This window comes from Mycobacterium sp. D16R24, from assembly GCF_002013385.1.
Classification (GTDB): domain Bacteria; phylum Actinomycetota; class Actinomycetes; order Mycobacteriales; family Mycobacteriaceae; genus Mycobacterium.
The window spans coordinates 22598-38385 of sequence record NZ_MAEV01000018.1 but is presented as its reverse complement, the minus strand read 5'-3'; the positions used below and the strand labels follow the sequence as shown (position 1 = coordinate 38385).

Here is a 15788-nt window from a genome sequence, read left to right as displayed (position 1 = left end):
TTTCGGGATTCTTTCCGTTGGGTCTTCACGAGTTCAAGCACGGTCTGCGTGAAACGAGCACGCGACAAGTCACCAGTGTGCCATCCGACTCTGTGGAATCGACGCGAACCCCGGACCTGCGCGTCCTGGACTCAAGCGTGCTGTCAGTCGAATAGCCCGCCCTGCCCCAGCACTTGCGGCGGCGGGGTAAGACCCAGATGCGTCCACGCCAGCGATGTCGCCACACGTCCGCGCGGCGTGCGGGCCAGCATCCCGGCGCGCACCAGGAACGGCTCGCATACCTCTTCCACCGTGGTCGATTCCTCCGCGACCGCCACTGCCAGCGTCGACAAGCCCACCGGGCCGCCGCCGAAACTGCGTGTCAGCGCCGTGAGCACCGCCCGGTCCAGGCGATCCAGCCCCAGCTCGTCCACGTCGTAGACGGCCAGGGCGGACTTGGCGACGTCCACGGTGATCACGCCGTCCGCACGTACTTCCGCGTAGTCACGGACCCGGCGCAACAATCGGTTGGCGATGCGCGGGGTGCCGCGCGAGCGCCGGGCGATCTCCGCCCCCGCGTCGACTCCCAGCTCGATACCGAGGATTCCCGCCGATCGGGCCAGCACGAGCTCGAGTTCGTCGGGCTCGTAGAAGTCCATGTGTGCGGTGAACCCGAACCGGTCGCGCAGCGGCCCGGTCAGCGACCCCGAACGGGTGGTCGCGCCGACCAGCGTGAACGGCGCCACTTCCAGAGGGATCGAGGTGGCGCCGGGCCCCTTGCCGACGACGATGTCGACGCGAAAGTCCTCCATCGCCAGATACAGCATTTCCTCGGCGGGCCGGGCGATGCGATGAATCTCATCGATGAAGAGCACATCGTGTTCCACGAGGTTGCTCAGCATCGCCGCCAGGTCACCCGCTCGTTCCAGGGCCGGACCCGAGGTCACCCGCAGTGAGGAGCCCAACTCGGTGGCGATGATCATCGCCAGGGAGGTCTTGCCGAGCCCGGGCGGTCCGGACAACAGGATGTGATCCGGGGTGCTGCCGCGATTCTTCGCGCCGGACAACACGAGCTCCAGCTGCTCACGCACCCGTGGCTGGCCGATGAACTCCCGCAGCGACTTGGGTCTGAGCCCGGCGTCGATGTCGTTTTCGCCGACCGTGAGCGCGCCGGACATCCCGGGGCCGGCATCGAAATCGTCCTCTTCGCCGTCGAACTCGTCGAAGCTGGTCATCGTGTCTTGCCCAGTAGCGTCAGCGCCGACCGCAACACAGTCGAGGTGTCTCCGTCGGAATCATCTTGAGCCAGCACGGTATCTGTGGTCTGTTCGGCTTGCTTCGCGGCAAACCCGAGGCCGATGAGCGCCTCGACGACCTGTGTGCGCACCAGCGACGCGGTGCCGCGACCCAGCTCGGTGGTTCCGCCCTGCACCCCTGCTGCCGCCACCTTTTCGCGCAGTTCCAGCACCAACCGCTCGGCGCCACGCTTACCGATCCCGGGAACCCGGGTCAGCGCGTTGACATCGCCATCTGCCAACGCCTGGCGCAAGGTCGGCGCGTCGTAGACCGCGAGCGTGGCCATCGCGATCTTGGGTCCTACACCGGAGACACCGAGCAGCGTCAGGAACAGATCGCGGGCATCGGTGTCGGTGAAGCCGTACAACGTCATCGAGTCTTCGCGGACGATCATCGCGGTGATCAGCCGCACCTGAGCACCGCGCCGTAGCGTCGACAGTGTGGCCGGGGTGGCGTTGACGCGATATCCGACCCCGGCGGCCTCGATCACCACATGATCGAGCGCGATGTCGATGACCTCGCCATTGACCGAAGCAATCATCGGGCTACCGCTTTCATCCGGGCCGCAAAGGCCTTCCGCTGTTTCTCCGCCGCGGCTTCCGCCTTCGCCATTCTCGCCAGCATGGGCGCACGCCAGCAGTGACAGATTGCCAGGGCCAAGGCATCGGCGGCGTCCGCGGGCTTCGGCGCCGTCTGCAGGTTCAGGATGCGGGTGACCATTGCGGTCACCTGGGATTTATCTGCCCGGCCGTTGCCGGTGACGGCGGCCTTGACCTCCGAGGGGGTGTGGAAATAGACCTCGATCCCCCGTTTTGCCGCCGAGAGGGCGATCACTCCGCCGGCCTGGGCGGTACCCATCACGGTGGACACATTCTGCTGGGCGAAGACGCGCTCTACGGCGACCACATCGGGACGATGGGTGTCCATCCAGTGTTCGACGACCTCGCTGATCGCTAGAAGTCGTTGCGGCAGAGGCTGGTTGGCTGGAGTGCGCACGACATCGACATCCAGGGCCACCACCTTGCGACCCGAGGATGCCTCTACCATGGACAGGCCGCACCGGGTAAGCCCCGGATCGACTCCCATTACTCGCACGTGCCAGCCCCTTGCCGTAGAACAGTTGTTCGATCAGCATATCGAGGGGTCTCGCCCATTGGGCATAGCAACACGCGAGGGCTCTGCAAATGTCAACACCCGTTGGCTTAAGCTCAGCGCATGTCTACCGAACCTCGGCGATCGGACGCCACCCGTGCGGCGATCCTCGAGGCCGCCCAGGAGCACTTCGCCGGTGTCGGGTACGAGAAGGCAACCATACGAGCCATCGCAGCGACCGCAGGCATCGACCCATCCCTGGTCATGCGGTACTACGGCAACAAAGCCAAGCTGTTCACCGCCGCGGCCAACTTCGACATACATTTCCCCGAGGAATTGGCCGAGATTCCGCGGGATCAGCTCGGAGCGACCTTGGTCCAGCACTTCCTCACCCAATGGGAAGCCGACGACACCATGGTCGCGTTGCTGCGGGCTGCCGTGTCCCACGAGTCCGCGCGGGCACGCATGGAGGAGATTTTCAGCTGCCAGATGGTTCCGGTCATCGAATCATTGACCGCGGATCGCGCCATGGAACGCGCGGCACTCATCGGTACCCAAATGATCGGTTTGGCGATGTGCCGTTACGTCATTCGCCTCGGGAACGTTCCCGCGATGGCACACGAACAGATCATCGAGCTGATAGCGCCGACGATCCAGGCCTACCTGGACTGCGACTGTGACTGCGAGGCGCCTTAACGCGCGCCCTCTGGCTGCGTCCACGGACGCAGCCGCGGCACCCACCGAGGCACATGCTGCGAGTACTCGGCGTAGTCGCGGCCGAATCGCTTCAACAAGCCGCGCTCCTCGACCAGCGGAAAGTACACGGCGTTGATGGTCACGAAAACGGCCGCATAGACCAGCAAGGCGACAGAGTTCAGCGCGAATGCCTCACCCAACAGAAGCCCGACGACACCGGTGATCATCGGGTTACGTACATACCGGTACGGGCCGCGCACCACAAGATGAACCGGAGGGTCGAAGGGCGCCAGGGACCCCTTGCCCATCTGGTGAAAGAGCATGACGGTCCGGGTCACGAGGAACAGGCCAGCAGCGACCAGCAAGGTCCCGACCACCGTCGCCGTCATCGACAGCTCATCGGATAACCATGAAGGCACCTGAATGCCCGATCCGTAAAGAATCACCAGCGGAATCAGGACCGTCATGGTGAACGGCAGCGCGAGAACGGCGCGCGCTGTGCGCCACAGGCTTGTCGATTCAGGCGCCGGGACGACTGTTTGTGTGGCCATGACCGGCCTCCCATCACTCGTGGATGTCTTAGATGTACGCCCACTTGACATTGGTGTCAACACTTGTTGACCAACAGTCGTTGACATCACAGTAACGCCGCTCAGTGACGTTTGATTCCCGACATCCAGCACGATTCGGGGTCGACGTCCTCCGCCGATTACTGTCGTCGGCGTGTCTGTCGGAAAACTGCCCAGCGAAAAGACGATTCAGTGGTGGCCGCCCCTCGGCGTCATCGCGATGCTGGTGCTCGGATTCTCCGTCGGTAAGGGTTCAACGCCGTTCGACGCCTGGTTTTTCGACAGGACGCAGCTCGTACTGGGAGTGCAGCCACGCTGGCTGCTGTTCTTCACCGACTGGGTCTTTCTCGTCCCGGTGCTCGTGGTGTGCGTCGGGTTCGAGCTGTATCGGCGCCGTTGGCGGGTCGCAGCGGTGGTGCTCGTCTGCCCCTTCGTGGCGAATTGGACCACCCAGGGCACCAAGATGCTCGTTGGTCGCGAGAAGGGCGGCTACCTCGCCTACCCCAGCGGCCACACCACTTTCGTGGTGGCCGTCATGGGGATGCTGGTGCTGGTCGCCGGTGGAGCCCTATGGGCATACATCGTGGCCGGGATCGTCAGCACGCTCGGGCTGCTAGGCCAAGTCGCCTGTGGATATCACTATCTCACCGACACCATCGGTGCGGTGCTGGTCACCACCGCGGTGGTGACGTTGGCCTTCTGGGCCGCCGGTCAGTCCTCGGCGAGCTCGGCCAGCACCTCATCGGACAGGTCCACATTGGTGTAGACGTTCTGCACGTCGTCACTGTCCTCGAGCGCGTCGACCAGCTTGAACACCTTGCGAGCCGTTTCGACGTCGGCCGGAACGGTCACCGAGGGCTGAAAGCTCGCTTCCGCCGAGTCGTAGTCGATACCGGCGGCCTGCAGCGCCTGACGCACGGCGACCAGGTCGGTGGGCTCGGAGACGACTTCGAAGCTCTCGCCGAGGTCGTTGACCTCCTCGGCACCCGCCTCCAGCACGGCCGTCAGCACGTCGTCCTCCGCCAGGTTCCCCTTCTCGAGGGTGACCATGCCCTTGCGGGAGAACAGGTAGGACACCGAACCCGGGTCGGCCATGTTGCCACCGTTACGGGTCATCGCAACCCGGACCTCACCGGCGGCGCGGTTGCGGTTATCGGTCAAGCATTCGACAAGCACAGCAACACCATTGGGGCCGTAGCCCTCGTACATGATGGTCTGCCAATCGGCACCGCCAGCCTCTTCGCCGGCGCCGCGCTTGCGGGCCCGCTCGATGTTGTCGTTGGGCACCGACGTCTTCTTGGCCTTCTGGATGGCGTCGTAGAGCGTCGGGTTGCCCGCCGGATCTCCGCCACCGGTACGTGCGGCGACCTCGATGTTCTTGATCAGCTTGGCGAACTCTTTGCCACGGCGCGCGTCTTTCACGGCCTTCTGGTGCTTGGTGGTGGCCCACTTGGAATGGCCGCTCATGTACCCCTGTACCGCTTTCTCTTGACGTTCCGTCTTATCTTTGCGCTGCCCGAGTGTACTCGCGCAGCGCAGGTGGCCACTGGATAGCGGGGCCAGTGCCAGGAACATAGGGTGAACCGCATGACTGTCCTGGTAGAAGATCCGATAGTCGATGCGATTCTGGACCGGTACGCGTCGACCATCGGCGACAGCCTCACCGATTACCGCAATCACCTGTATCGAGGCATGAACTACCAGCTGCGTCTTCTCGGCATGACGACGGCACCACCCGAGATCGCGTTGGCGTGGGCGACGCACGATATCGGCATCTGGACGGCCGGCACCTGGGACTACCTCGATCCGTCGGTGGCCCTCGCCGAGCAGCTGGCACCGGAGTTTGGAATCGACGACCCCGGTCGCACCACGACGATGGTGGCCGATCATCACAAGCTCAGGTCAGCGGACGATCTATGGGTCGAGACATTCCGATTGGGTGACCGGATCGACGCCTTCCATGGGCTCTACGCCTGGACCGGCCTGGAACGCGCCGATGTGCGCGAGGTCGTAGAGGCATTGCCGTACGGCGGTTTTCACGGATTCTTGGTGCGAACAGCCGGAAAGTGGACGCTCAAGCACCCGCTGCGGCCGATGCCCATGCTGCGCTGGTGAGCGCCGCGTGCGTCCTCAGGACGCGCGCACCATGTCGACGAACAGCTGATGGACCCGCCGGTCACCGGTGACTTCGGGGTGAAACGACGTCGCCAACGCACTCCCCTGCCGCACCGCGACCGGATGCCCCTGCGCAACGGCCAGCACCTCGACGTCGGCGCCCACCCGTTCCACCCACGGTGCCCTGATGAACACCGCATGCAGTGCACCGTCAAGCCCGGCGAAATCCAGATCACCCTCGAATGAGTCCACCTGGCGCCCGAAAGCATTGCGCCGCACTGTCATATCGATGGCACCGAGCACCACCGCATCAGGACGGGTGTCGAGTATCTCGCCGGCGAGCAGGATCATGCCGGCGCACGAGCCGTAGACCGGCAGCCCGTCCCGCAGGCGTTCGGAGAGTGGATCCAGCAGCTCGAACACGCGCAGCAAGTTGCTCATCGTCGTGGACTCCCCGCCAGGGATGACCAACCCGTCCACCTTGGAGAGTTCCTCGGGACGACGCACACCGAGCGCGTCGGCACCCGAATCTTTCAGGGCGACAATATGTTCCCTGACATCACCCTGCAATGCCAGCACGCCTACCAGCGGGCTCACGCCATGTTCCCCTTGGCGATCGACGCCTCGTCTGGGTTGCGCTCGTACCGGGTCAGACCTTCTTGCACCACCGCCGCGACCATCCGGCCCTCGCGATCGAAGATCCGGCCCTGAGTCAGCGCCCGTCCGTATCCGGCCGACGGCGATGTCTCGTCGTACAGCAGCCATTCATCGGCACGGAATGGCCGCAGGAACCACAGCGCGTGATCCAGGGATGCTGTCTGCAGCACGGCGTCCCGGTGCGGCACCTTGGAAGAACTCAAGAGCGTCAGGTCGCTCATGTAGGCCAGCGCACAGATGTGCAGCACCGGGTCGTCGGGAAGGTGCTTGCGGCAGCGGAACCACACCCGCTGCTGTGCGGCCAGCCGAGGATTCCGATCCATCAACTCGTCGGGAACGATCCGGATGTCCCATTCGGCGAACTGCCGGAACAGATCGTGGCTGAACGACCCCTCCTCGTCCTGCACATCCGGCAGGTCTTCGGGTGCGGGCACCGGTGGCATCAGATCCTGATGTTCGATGCCGGTATCCAGGGTCTGAAATGACGCCGACATGGTGAAGATTGCCTGCCCACCCTGGATCGCGGTCACGCGACGGGTCGCGAACGAGCGGCCGTCACGCACCCGGTCGACGAGAAACACCGTGGGCTCGTTGGGATTTCCGGGTCGCAGGAAGTACCCGTGCAGGGAGTGGACCAGGTAGTGCGGCTCCACGGTGCGTACCGCCGAGACCAACGACTGCCCGGCAACCTGTCCGCCGAAGGTACGGCGCAGGCTGCTGGGGGTCACGTTGCCTCGGAAGATGTCCTTTTCGAGCTGTTCGAGCGTCAGGATCTCTTCGATATCGGCCATCAGATGGTTTTACCAGCCGCGCTCGGCGAGCCGATGCGGCTGCGCGATGTCCTCCACGTTGATGCCGACCATTGCCTCACCCAGACCGCGCGACACCTTGGCGAGCACGTCCGGGTCGTCGTAGAAGGTGGTGGCCTTCACGATCGCCGCGGCCCGCTGCTCGGGGTTGCCCGACTTGAAGATTCCGGAGCCGACGAACACGCCCTCGGCACCCAGTTGCATCATCATCGCGGCGTCGGCCGGAGTGGCGATACCGCCTGCGGTGAACAGCGTGACCGGGAGCTTGCCGGCGCGAGCGACCTCGACTACGAGCTCGTAGGGCGCCTGCAGTTCCTTTGCGGCGACGTACAACTCGTCCTCGGACAGCGACGTGAGCCGACGGATCTCGCCACCAATCTTGCGCATGTGCGTGGTCGCGTTGGACACATCGCCGGTGCCGGCCTCGCCTTTGGAGCGGATCATCGCCGCACCCTCGGTGATGCGGCGCAGCGCCTCGCCCAGGTTGGTAGCACCGCACACGAACGGCACGGTGAACTTCCACTTGTCGATGTGGTTGGCGTAGTCGGCGGGGGTCAGCACCTCCGACTCGTCGATGTAGTCCACGCCGAGGCTCTGCAGGATCTGCGCCTCGACGAAATGTCCGATGCGGGCCTTGGCCATCACGGGAACGCTGACGGCGTTGATGATGCCGTCGATCATGTCCGGATCACTCATGCGGGACACGCCACCCTGGGCACGGATGTCGGCGGGGACGCGCTCCAGCGCCATCACGGCGACGGCGCCGGCATCTTCTGCGATCTTCGCCTGATCGGCGGTGACAACGTCCATGATGACGCCGCCCTTGAGCATCTCGGCCATACCGCGCTTGACGCGAGCGGTACCGGTTCCGGTCTCGGGTGACGTTCCATTGGTCGTGCTAGTCAACTGGGGGCTCCTGAATGTTCGGGTTCTCAGACCAGTCTAATGCCGCCGCACCAGCGATTTTGTGCGGGAGGTTCGTGACCGGGCTCACCCGATCTGGATTGGCTCGCGACGCCCACCGGTAGTAACGGCGTCCGCGGCCGCGGCGGCCTCCCCGAGCAGCTCTCCCAGCTGATTCGGGAACACCTGCTCCCCCGAGGCCGTGAGTGCGGCGATCTCTTCGGCATCGCACCACCGGTGTCCGGTGATGTAGCGCTGCTCCAGATTGGTGCGGCCGTCGGTCGCCGGTTCGAACCTCTTGGTGCGGTGCACGAAGAACAATTCCTCGGAGCGGATGGTGGTGCCGTTGAAGTCGAAGACGGCAACCCGACGCCACAGCGGGCCCACGATCCGCCCAGAGGGAACCGATAATCCGGTCTCCTCGACCAGCTCACGTACCGCGCCGTCGCACAGCTTCTCCCCCGGCAAGGTCTGGCCGCCGACGGTGAACCACCAGTGCACCGCGGGGCTCGGCGCAGCGGGATCGAAGCCGCGCAGCAGCAGTACCCGCCCATCCTCGTCCAGCAGGATGATCCGTGCCGAGGTGCGGAAGTTGGCCAGTGCCGGATCCTCGGTGCCTGCACCCTGGCGGTCGATGATTTCGAAATACGTTGGCATCGGGGCAGTTCCGCCCAGCCGCAGCCAACGCACCGGACGACGCACCCGCAGGGCCAGGGTGTCGCGCACGGCGTCGTTGTGGAAGCGCCGCGCGATCAGCACCCGCGTCTCCGCATCAGCGAGCTCGGCCACCAGCGCGGGGCGCAACCGCTCCGCGTCGACGGTGGACAACGCCGAGGCCAGCTGGTTCTCCGCGTACTCGCGGCGGTCACGATCGGCACGCTCGGCTTTCGCGGCGAGTTTGATGAGTTGATCGTCCTTGAGCGCATCGCCCACCGCCCGCGCGACGACGGCGCGGCGAGCCAGCGCGGCATCAAGGGACTGCCAGGACAGGTCGCTACGCACATGCAGCCGGTCCAACCGGTTAGCCACCAGGTAAGCCCACAGCAGGCCCAGCGCGACCAGCGTGCCGATGAGGGCGATGACGATGACGGTCAACGCCGAGAAGGTCACCAACTGTCGACCTTCACCCGGGCGCCGGAGGCGGTGACGGTCTCGTAGACAAGCATGATCTGCTGCGCGACCACTGACCAGTCGTATCGCTGGACCGCGTCGGTGCCCGCCGCGACCAGCTCTGCCCGGCCCTCATCGTCGCCGAGCACGTCGATGATGGCGGCCGCCAAGGCATCCGAGTCGCCGGTGGGCGTCAACCGGCCCGCCTTGCCATCCAGGAGCACGCGCCGGAAGGCGTCCAGCGAGCTCGCGACCACTGCGGTCCCGGCCGCCATCGCCTCCACCAACACGATGCCGAAGCTCTCGCCGCCGATATTGGGCGCGCAGTAGACGTCGGCGCTGTGCATCGCCGAGGCCTTGGTGGCGTCGTCCACCTGACCGAGGAACCGCAGATGTTTCGCCAATGGTCCTGCCTGCGAACGTAGTTCGGTCTCGTCTCCACGACCGACGATCAGGATCTCCACATCGGAGAAGCTGGCCGCGATCTTCGGTAGGGCGCCCATCAACACGTCCATGCCCTTGCGCGACTCGTCGTAGCGCCCCAGGAACAGCACCGTCTTACCCGCGCGCGGGTAGCCCTCCAGCATGGGTGCCCCGGAAAACGATCGGACGTCGACGCCGTTGGGAATCTCGACTGCATCAGATCCAAGCGCCTCCATCTGCCAGCGCCGGGCCAGCTCGGAGACTGCGATCCGGCCGACGATCTTCTCGTGCCAAGGGCGCAGCACCGCCTGGAAGACGCTCAGCGTCAACGACTTCGTCGTGGAGGTGTGAAAGGTAGCGACGATCGGACCCTCGGCAACCATGAGCGCCAACATGGACAGGCTCGGCGCGTTCGGCTCATGCAGGTGCAGCACATCGAAGTCGCCGTCAACCAGCCAGCGTCTGGTCTTGGCGTAGGTGGCCGGACCGAATCGCAGCCGTGCCACCGAGCCGTTGTACGGAATCGGAACCGCCTTGCCGCCGGAGACCACGAACTCGGGCAGCTCCAGGTCCGAGGAGGACGGCGCGAGCAGACTGACGTGGTGGCCGCGATCTCTCATGACTTCCGCCAACTGCACCACATGGGACTGGACGCCGCCCGGTACATCAAAGGAGTACGGGCAGACCATCCCGATGCGCATTACGCCTGCCCGCCAACGGGGTCCGTCTCCCGGGGGGCTACCCGATCATCAACATCCGCTTCCCGGCCGGCCGCCGGCGTCTCGGCGGCAGCCGATTGTGCCCGCGTCGTCCGCAGCCTGGTACGACGTTCTTCGGACAGGTCGTCAAGCCATAAGGGTTGCAACATATGCCAGTCCGCCGGGCGCGCGGCGATGTTGGTGGCGAATTCATTGGCGAGGGCCTGCGTGGCCACTGCGACATCGCCCGCTGACGTGTCGATGGGCTCCTGGATGCGTACTCCCCATTGACCATGTGGATCGAACCAACAGTGCGCCGGTAGCAGGCGCGCTCCGGTGTCGATCGCCAGGCGCGCTGGCCCAGCCGGCATCCGCGCCTCCGAGCCAAAGAAATCGACGGGTACACCGTTGCGGCTCAGGTCGCGGTCGGCCATCAGGCAGACGACACGATTTTCCCGCAACCGCGCCGCCAGGGTCTCGTAGGGCCCGGTGGAGTCACCGCTGGAGGCAAGCACTTCGAAGCCAAGGGTTTCCCGGTAGTCCAGAAACCGGCGGTACAGCGACTCGGGTTTCAGACGCTCCGCGACGGTGGTGAAGGTGCCGTAGGTCTGGGCCAGCCAGACACCGGCCATGTCCCAGTTACCGCTGTGCGGCAGGGCGATCACTGTGCCCTTGCCCTGCTCCTGGGAAGCGTCGATATTCCGACGTCCGAATGCGCAGCTGTCCAGGCGGCCGGCAAGACGCTCCATGTTCTGAGAGGGCAGACGGAACGCTTCGCGCCAGTACCGGGCGTAGGAACGCATCGAGTCGATCATCAGCCGGTCGGGCACCTCACGGGGATGCACGCCGAGCACCCGGGCGAGGTTCTTGCGCAGTTGCTCGGGCCCGCCGTTGCGAGCACCGACCATGGCACCGACGTCGAATATGGCTCGAGCAAGTAGATCCGGTGTCACCTGCGTCAAGTTCCAGCCGGCGGCATAGCCCCAATCGGCGGCGCGATCGCCCCACACACTCATGACTGATTCTTCTCCGCAGTGTCCTGTCCGGCATCGGAATTGGGCAACAGATCAGCAGCACCCGGAGACGTGCGCACCGCATGTATCCGTTGGGCCACCGTCACCAGGCTCGCGATCGCCAGTACCCACATCGCCGTATTTAGCGGCCACTGCACTCCGAAACCGCCGCTGAAAACCGCTCCGGCGAGCACGATGATGAGCCGTTCGGGGCGTTCGATCAGCCCACCGTCGGCACGCAATCCGGAGGCCTCGGCCCGCGCCTTCACATACGAGATCACCTGTGAGGTGATCATGCAGATCAGGGTGGCGACAACCAAAGATGTTGATCCCCAACCGAACGCGACCCACCAGAGTAATCCTGCGAACACCGCGCCATCGGCCACGCGATCACATGTGGCGTCGAGCACCGCGCCGAATCGGGTGCCACCACCGCGGGCCCGTGCCATCGCCCCGTCGAGCATGTCGAACATTGTGAACAGCGCGACCGCAATGCCGCCCCAGAACAGGTGGCCCGTCGGAAACAAGGTGAGCGCCGCGACAACTGTCGCCGCGGTCCCGAAGATGGTGACCGTGTCGGGGGTGAATCCCGCACGCAACACCGCGTTGGCCAACGGATTGAGGATCTTCGCGAACGTCTCACGGGACAGGATGGCGCTCATCGTGATTGCTCCATGCCGGTCATGGCAGTTGCTCCCAGGCACTGGCGAGTAGTTCGCGGGTGTCCCGCAGCAGCTGCGGTAACACCTTGGAGTCACCGATGATGGTGATGAAGTTGGCGTCGCCACCCCAGCGCGGCACCACATGCTGGTGCAAGTGCTCGGCCAGCGATCCGCCTGCGGCGGTGCCCAGGTTCAGCCCCACGTTGAAACCGTGCGGACGGGATACCTTCTTGATCACCCGAATCGCCTTCTGGGTGAACGCCATCAGCTCGCGGCTCTCATCCTCGGTGAGGTCTTCGAGCTCGGCGACCTGCCGGTAGGGCACCACCATGAGGTGTCCCGGGTTGTACGGGTACAGATTGAGCACCGCGTACACATGATCCCCGCGGGCAACCACCAACCCGTCTTCATCGGCCATTTCGGGGATGTCGGTGAACGGAGCGGACTCCGCCCCAGTTGATTTCACCGCCTCGACGAGATACGTCATCCGGTGCGGCGTCCACAGCCGCTGCAGATGGTCGGGGTCACCCACTCCCCGATCGGTGATGGTCGAGTCCTCGTCAGTCACGGGTTCCCAACTTCATGAGTTCGGCGGTGGGAGAGATGTTCTCGCGTCTGTTCACCCAGTCAATGATGGCGGCGACGGCCTCATCGCGGGGCACTCCGTTGACCTGAGTGCGGTCCCGGAAACGGAAGCTCACGGCGCCCGCCTCCACATCACGGTCACCCGCCAGCAGCAGGAACGGCACCCGCTGGTTGGTGTGGTTGACGATCTTCTTGTTCATCCGGTCATCGCTGGTATCGACCTCCGCCCGAATACCCTGCGATCTGAGCTGCGCGACAATGTCACTCAGGTACGGCGCGTGGGCATCGGCGATCGGGATGCCGACGGCCTGCACCGGGGACAGCCAGACCGGGAAGGCGCCCGCATAGTGCTCGGTGAGCACGCCGAAGAATCGCTCGATGGACCCGAACAGCGCGCGGTGGATGAGTACCGGGCGCTGGCGCGTTCCGTCGGCGGCCGTGTACTCCAGCTCGAAGCGCTCGGGCATGTTGAAGTCGAGCTGAATGGTCGACATCTGCCAGGACCTGCCCAGCGCATCCTTGGCCTGCACCGAGATCTTGGGGCCGTAGAAGGCCGCGCCACCCGGGTCGGGGACGAGCTGCAGGCCGGAATCGCGCGCCACCTGCTCCAAGGTCTTGGTGGACTCGTCCCAGACCTCGTCAGAACCAACGAACTTCGTATCGTCCTTGGTGGACAGTTCCAGGTAGAAGTCGTCGAGCCCGTAGTCGGACAGCAGGTCCAGCACGAACCGCAGCAGGGAGGTCAGCTCCTCGTGCATCTGCTCGCGGGTGGTGTAGATATGCGCGTCGTCCTGCGTCATACCGCGCACGCGGGTCAGGCCATGCACCACGCCGGATTTCTCGTACCGGTACACCGATCCGAATTCGAAGAGCCGCAACGGCAGTTCACGGTATGAACGGCCCCGGGCCCGGTAGATCAGATGGTGCATCGGGCAGTTCATGGGCTTGAGGTAGTAGTTCTGGCCGGGCTTGCGCACGGTGCCGTCGTCGTTGAGCTCGGCGTCGATCTGCATCGGGGGGAACATGCCGTCGGAGTACCAGTCCAGGTGCCCGGAGGTCTGGTACAGGTTCTCCTTGGTGATGTGCGGGGTGTTGACGAATTCATACCCGGCGGCCGAGTGCTTGGCGCGCGAGTAGTCCTCCAGCTCCTTGCGGATGATGCCACCCTTGGGGTGGAAAACCGGAAGGCCGGAACCGATTTCGTCGGGGAAGCTGAACAGGTCGAGCTCCACACCGAGCTTGCGGTGGTCGCGTCGCAGTGCCTCTTCCAGCAGTTCGAGATGTTTGTCGAGGGCTTCCTGGGACTCCCAGGCGGTGCCATAGACGCGCTGCATGCTGGCATTGGCCTGATTGCCACGCCAGTAGGCCGCCGAGCTTCGGGTCAGCCGGAACGCCGGGATGTGCTTGGTGGTGGGAATGTGCGGGCCCCGACACAGGTCGAACCATTCCCGTTCCCCGGTACGAGGATTCAGGTTGTCGTAGGCGGATAGTTCGTCGCCACCGACCTCCATGACTTCGGGGTCGTCGGCACCCGATTTATCGGAGACCAGCTCAAGCTTGAACGGCTCATTGGCCAACTCGGCCTGAGCCTCTTCCACCGAGCCGTAGACCCGGCGTGAAAAGCGTTGCCCCTCCTTGATGATCTGCTTCATCTTCTTCTCGAGGGCAGCCAGATCCTCGGGAGTGAAGGCGTGATCGATCCCGAAGTCGTAGTAGAAGCCATCGGTGATCGGCGGGCCGATACCGAGTTTGGCCTTCGGGAAGAGGTCTTGCACAGCCTGGGCCAATACGTGCGCGGCCGAGTGGCGGATGACGCTGCGACCGTCCTCGGTGTTGGCCGCGACGGGCTCCACGTCGGTATCGGTCTCCGGGGTCCAAGACAAATCCTTCAAGGCACCGTCCACGCGCACGACAACAATGGCCTCGTCGCCCTTGCCCGGCAGACCGGCCTCGCGTACCGCGGTCCCCGCCGTCGTCCCGGCCGGCACCCGGATTGGGGCCACAAGGGAAGACGGGTTGGGCGCAGTCATCAGCAGTTCTCCAATTCAGAGACGGGGGGTTTGCGAACTCATGCTATCGGTCCGCACCAGCGCCTTCCCAGCCTGATGGGCGCCGCGAGCGCTCAGGCCGATCGAGCCCGGAACGTATTCCGGTAAGCGAGCGGTGAGACCCCGGTGAGCCGGCGGAACTGCTCCCGGAAATTCGCAGGTGAACCGAACCCCACCTCGCGCCCGATCCACTCCACCGAGTCCGCGGAACCTTCCAACAACTGCTGGGCATGACGGACCCGCGCACCGGTCAGCCATTGCATGGGCGTCTGCCCGGTTTCGGCACGAAACCGCCGGTTGAGGCTGCGCACGCTGGTGGAAGCCTGGTCCGCGAGGTCCTCCAGGGACAGCTCGCGGTGCGCGTTCTGCTCGATCCACGCCAGGACCTCCCCGAGGCCGGCCTCGGTGCGCTGACGGTTCCTGATCACGTACTGCGCTTGGCCACCGTCGCGGTGCAGCGGGGTAACCGCCACCCGTGCGGCCTCGGCTGCGACCGCTGCCCCATGGTCGCGCGCCACGATGTACAGACACAGGTCCAATCCCGCCGCCGCGCCCGCCGACGTGAGCACCTGTCCCTCGTCGATGTAGAGGACATCGGCGTCCAGGCGCACCGCCGGGAACATCTGCCGGAACAGGTCAGCGGCCATCCAGTGAGTCGTGGCGCGCTTGCCGTCGAGGATCCCGGCGGCAGCGAGGGTGAAGGCGCCCGCACAGATGGAGGCGATGCGCACACCGCGGCTGTGGGCGTCCTGCAGTGCCTCGACGACACCGTCTGGCATGGGAGCCGTCACGTCGTTGCGTGCCGGGACCACGATCGTGTCAGCCTCCGAAAAAGCTTCCAGGCCAATATCTGTCGCGATGCCAAACGGTCCGGCGGAGACGATCGGCGCGGTCCCGCACACCCGCACCCGGTAAGGCCGGGTGCCGTCGGCGAGGTGCACACGCCGGAACACCTCCACCGCGGTGGCCAGGTCGAACCCGATGGTGTCTGGAAGCGCAAGAACGACGACGGAGTGAGGCTTGTCCGAGCGACACGAAGGTGCGGAGTGAGGCTGGCCCGAACGACCCGACGGCACGGAGTGCATGCCGTCAGCCTAACTCTCATTGGCAATATCTCGTCGAATGGTGTCTAT

General features: G+C 65.0%; 17 protein-coding genes and 1 pseudogene. 3 read left to right on the top strand and 15 right to left on the bottom strand.

The genetic code is table 11. The features are described from left to right. Window positions 1-143 precede the first annotated feature (143 nt). The 3 genes from ruvB to ruvC are packed head-to-tail and all read right to left on the bottom strand — an operon-like array spanning window position 144 to window position 2370. Entirely contained in the window at window positions 144-1157 is a 1014-nt protein-coding gene (ruvB, locus tag B4383_RS16370; protein WP_078288207.1) for a Holliday junction branch migration DNA helicase RuvB, read from the bottom strand. Between the two features lie 53 nt (window positions 1158-1210). Continuing rightward, window positions 1211-1816, bottom strand: coding sequence for a Holliday junction branch migration protein RuvA (ruvA, locus tag B4383_RS16365; protein ID WP_078287906.1), 606 nt, complete (start codon window positions 1814-1816; stop codon window positions 1211-1213). Then, window positions 1813-2370 carry a crossover junction endodeoxyribonuclease RuvC gene (gene ruvC, locus B4383_RS16360; protein WP_078287905.1) on the bottom strand — a complete coding sequence of 186 codons (558 nt, stop codon included), beginning with the start codon at window positions 2368-2370 and terminating at the stop codon, window positions 1813-1815. Before ruvC ends, ruvA begins: the two co-directional genes overlap by 4 nt. Before the next feature lie 120 nt (window positions 2371-2490). Here ruvC and B4383_RS16355 point away from each other — a divergent pair, with 120 nt between their 5' ends. Next, window positions 2491-3063, top strand: coding sequence for a TetR family transcriptional regulator (locus B4383_RS16355; RefSeq protein WP_078287904.1), 573 nt, complete (start codon window positions 2491-2493; stop codon window positions 3061-3063). Between the two features lie 89 nt (window positions 3064-3152). Here B4383_RS16355 and B4383_RS16350 read toward each other — a convergent pair. Continuing rightward, window positions 3153-3614 (bottom strand): annotated as a pseudogene (locus B4383_RS16350) (methyltransferase); the annotation flags it as partial. A gap of 172 nt (window positions 3615-3786) precedes the next feature. Between B4383_RS16350 and B4383_RS16345 the strand changes: the two are divergent. Continuing rightward, complete coding sequence (locus B4383_RS16345) at window positions 3787-4398, top strand: phosphatase PAP2 family protein (RefSeq protein ID WP_139360824.1); 612 nt, start codon at window positions 3787-3789, stop codon at window positions 4396-4398. Here B4383_RS16345 and B4383_RS16340 read toward each other — a convergent pair. After that, on the bottom strand, window positions 4344-5099 hold the full coding sequence (locus B4383_RS16340; RefSeq protein WP_078288205.1) for a YebC/PmpR family DNA-binding transcriptional regulator: 756 nt from the start codon (window positions 5097-5099) through the stop codon (window positions 4344-4346). The two genes, B4383_RS16345 and B4383_RS16340, sit on opposite strands and share 55 nt — an antisense overlap. Window positions 5100-5219: 120 nt before the next feature. Between B4383_RS16340 and B4383_RS16335 the strand changes: the two genes are divergently transcribed. Next, on the top strand, window positions 5220-5747 hold the full coding sequence (locus B4383_RS16335; protein WP_078288204.1) for a hypothetical protein: 528 nt from the start codon (window positions 5220-5222) through the stop codon (window positions 5745-5747). Window positions 5748-5762: 15 nt separating this feature from the next. Here B4383_RS16335 and pdxT read toward each other — a convergent pair whose 3' ends face one another. The 10 genes from pdxT to B4383_RS16285 form a co-directional block, all read right to left on the bottom strand. After that, window positions 5763-6344: a pyridoxal 5'-phosphate synthase glutaminase subunit PdxT gene (gene pdxT, locus B4383_RS16330; RefSeq protein ID WP_078287902.1), complete on the bottom strand. Its 582-nt coding sequence runs from the start codon at window positions 6342-6344 to the stop codon at window positions 5763-5765. Continuing rightward, window positions 6341-7195 carry an acyl-CoA thioesterase II gene (locus tag B4383_RS16325; protein WP_078287901.1) on the bottom strand — a complete coding sequence of 285 codons (855 nt, stop codon included), beginning with the start codon at window positions 7193-7195 and terminating at the stop codon, window positions 6341-6343. Before B4383_RS16325 ends, pdxT begins: the two co-directional genes overlap by 4 nt. Before the next feature lie 9 nt (window positions 7196-7204). Then, window positions 7205-8119: a pyridoxal 5'-phosphate synthase lyase subunit PdxS gene (gene pdxS / locus B4383_RS16320; protein ID WP_078287900.1), complete on the bottom strand. Its 915-nt coding sequence runs from the start codon at window positions 8117-8119 to the stop codon at window positions 7205-7207. 84 nt (window positions 8120-8203) lie between these two features. Continuing rightward, window positions 8204-9226 (bottom strand): NUDIX domain-containing protein, encoded by a 1023-nt coding sequence (locus B4383_RS16315; protein WP_078287899.1) that lies wholly within the window; start codon window positions 9224-9226, stop codon window positions 8204-8206. Further along, window positions 9223-10350, bottom strand: a complete 1128-nt coding sequence (locus B4383_RS16310; protein ID WP_078287898.1) for a glycosyltransferase family 4 protein — start codon at window positions 10348-10350, stop codon at window positions 9223-9225. The genes B4383_RS16315 and B4383_RS16310 overlap by 4 nt, the downstream gene beginning before the upstream one ends. Beyond that, window positions 10350-11363 carry a phosphatidylinositol mannoside acyltransferase gene (locus B4383_RS16305; protein WP_078287897.1) on the bottom strand — a complete coding sequence of 338 codons (1014 nt, stop codon included), beginning with the start codon at window positions 11361-11363 and terminating at the stop codon, window positions 10350-10352. Before B4383_RS16305 ends, B4383_RS16310 begins: the two co-directional genes overlap by 1 nt. Then, window positions 11360-12022: a phosphatidylinositol phosphate synthase gene (gene pgsA, locus B4383_RS16300; protein WP_078287896.1), complete on the bottom strand. Its 663-nt coding sequence runs from the start codon at window positions 12020-12022 to the stop codon at window positions 11360-11362. Before pgsA ends, B4383_RS16305 begins: the two co-directional genes overlap by 4 nt. Before the next feature lie 19 nt (window positions 12023-12041). Continuing rightward, window positions 12042-12590 (bottom strand): HIT domain-containing protein, encoded by a 549-nt coding sequence (locus B4383_RS16295; protein WP_078287895.1) that lies wholly within the window; start codon window positions 12588-12590, stop codon window positions 12042-12044. Continuing rightward, the gene (gene thrS / locus B4383_RS16290; protein ID WP_078287894.1) at window positions 12583-14637 is read right to left on the bottom strand and encodes a threonine--tRNA ligase; all 2055 of its coding nucleotides are present in this window, start codon (window positions 14635-14637) and stop codon (window positions 12583-12585) included. The genes B4383_RS16295 and thrS overlap by 8 nt, the downstream gene beginning before the upstream one ends. Before the next feature lie 92 nt (window positions 14638-14729). Continuing rightward, on the bottom strand, window positions 14730-15740 hold the full coding sequence (locus B4383_RS16285; protein ID WP_078287893.1) for a helix-turn-helix domain-containing protein: 1011 nt from the start codon (window positions 15738-15740) through the stop codon (window positions 14730-14732). Window positions 15741-15788 lie beyond the last annotated feature (48 nt).

Bases quoted from the DNA above. Each gene is read 5' to 3' on its own strand.
- thrS (WP_078287894.1), bottom strand. From the start codon at position 14,637: ATGACTGCGCCCAACCCGTCTTCCCTTGTGGCCCCAATCCGGGTGCCG.
- B4383_RS16325 (WP_078287901.1), bottom strand. From the start codon at position 7,195: ATGGCCGATATCGAAGAGATCCTGACGCTCGAACAGCTCGAAAAGGAC.
- B4383_RS16305 (WP_078287897.1), bottom strand. From the start codon at position 11,363: ATGAGTGTGTGGGGCGATCGCGCCGCCGATTGGGGCTATGCCGCCGGC.
- ruvB (WP_078288207.1), bottom strand. From the start codon at position 1,157: ATGTCCGGCGCGCTCACGGTCGGCGAAAACGACATCGACGCCGGGCTC.
- B4383_RS16310 (WP_078287898.1), bottom strand. From the start codon at position 10,350: ATGCGCATCGGGATGGTCTGCCCGTACTCCTTTGATGTACCGGGCGGC.
- pgsA (WP_078287896.1), bottom strand. From the start codon at position 12,022: ATGAGCGCCATCCTGTCCCGTGAGACGTTCGCGAAGATCCTCAATCCG.
- B4383_RS16335 (WP_078288204.1), top strand. From the start codon at position 5,220: ATGACTGTCCTGGTAGAAGATCCGATAGTCGATGCGATTCTGGACCGG.
- ruvA (WP_078287906.1), bottom strand. From the start codon at position 1,816: ATGATTGCTTCGGTCAATGGCGAGGTCATCGACATCGCGCTCGATCAT.
- B4383_RS16340 (WP_078288205.1), bottom strand. From the start codon at position 5,099: ATGAGCGGCCATTCCAAGTGGGCCACCACCAAGCACCAGAAGGCCGTG.
- B4383_RS16355 (WP_078287904.1), top strand. From the start codon at position 2,491: ATGTCTACCGAACCTCGGCGATCGGACGCCACCCGTGCGGCGATCCTC.
- B4383_RS16285 (WP_078287893.1), bottom strand. From the start codon at position 15,740: ATGCACTCCGTGCCGTCGGGTCGTTCGGGCCAGCCTCACTCCGCACCT.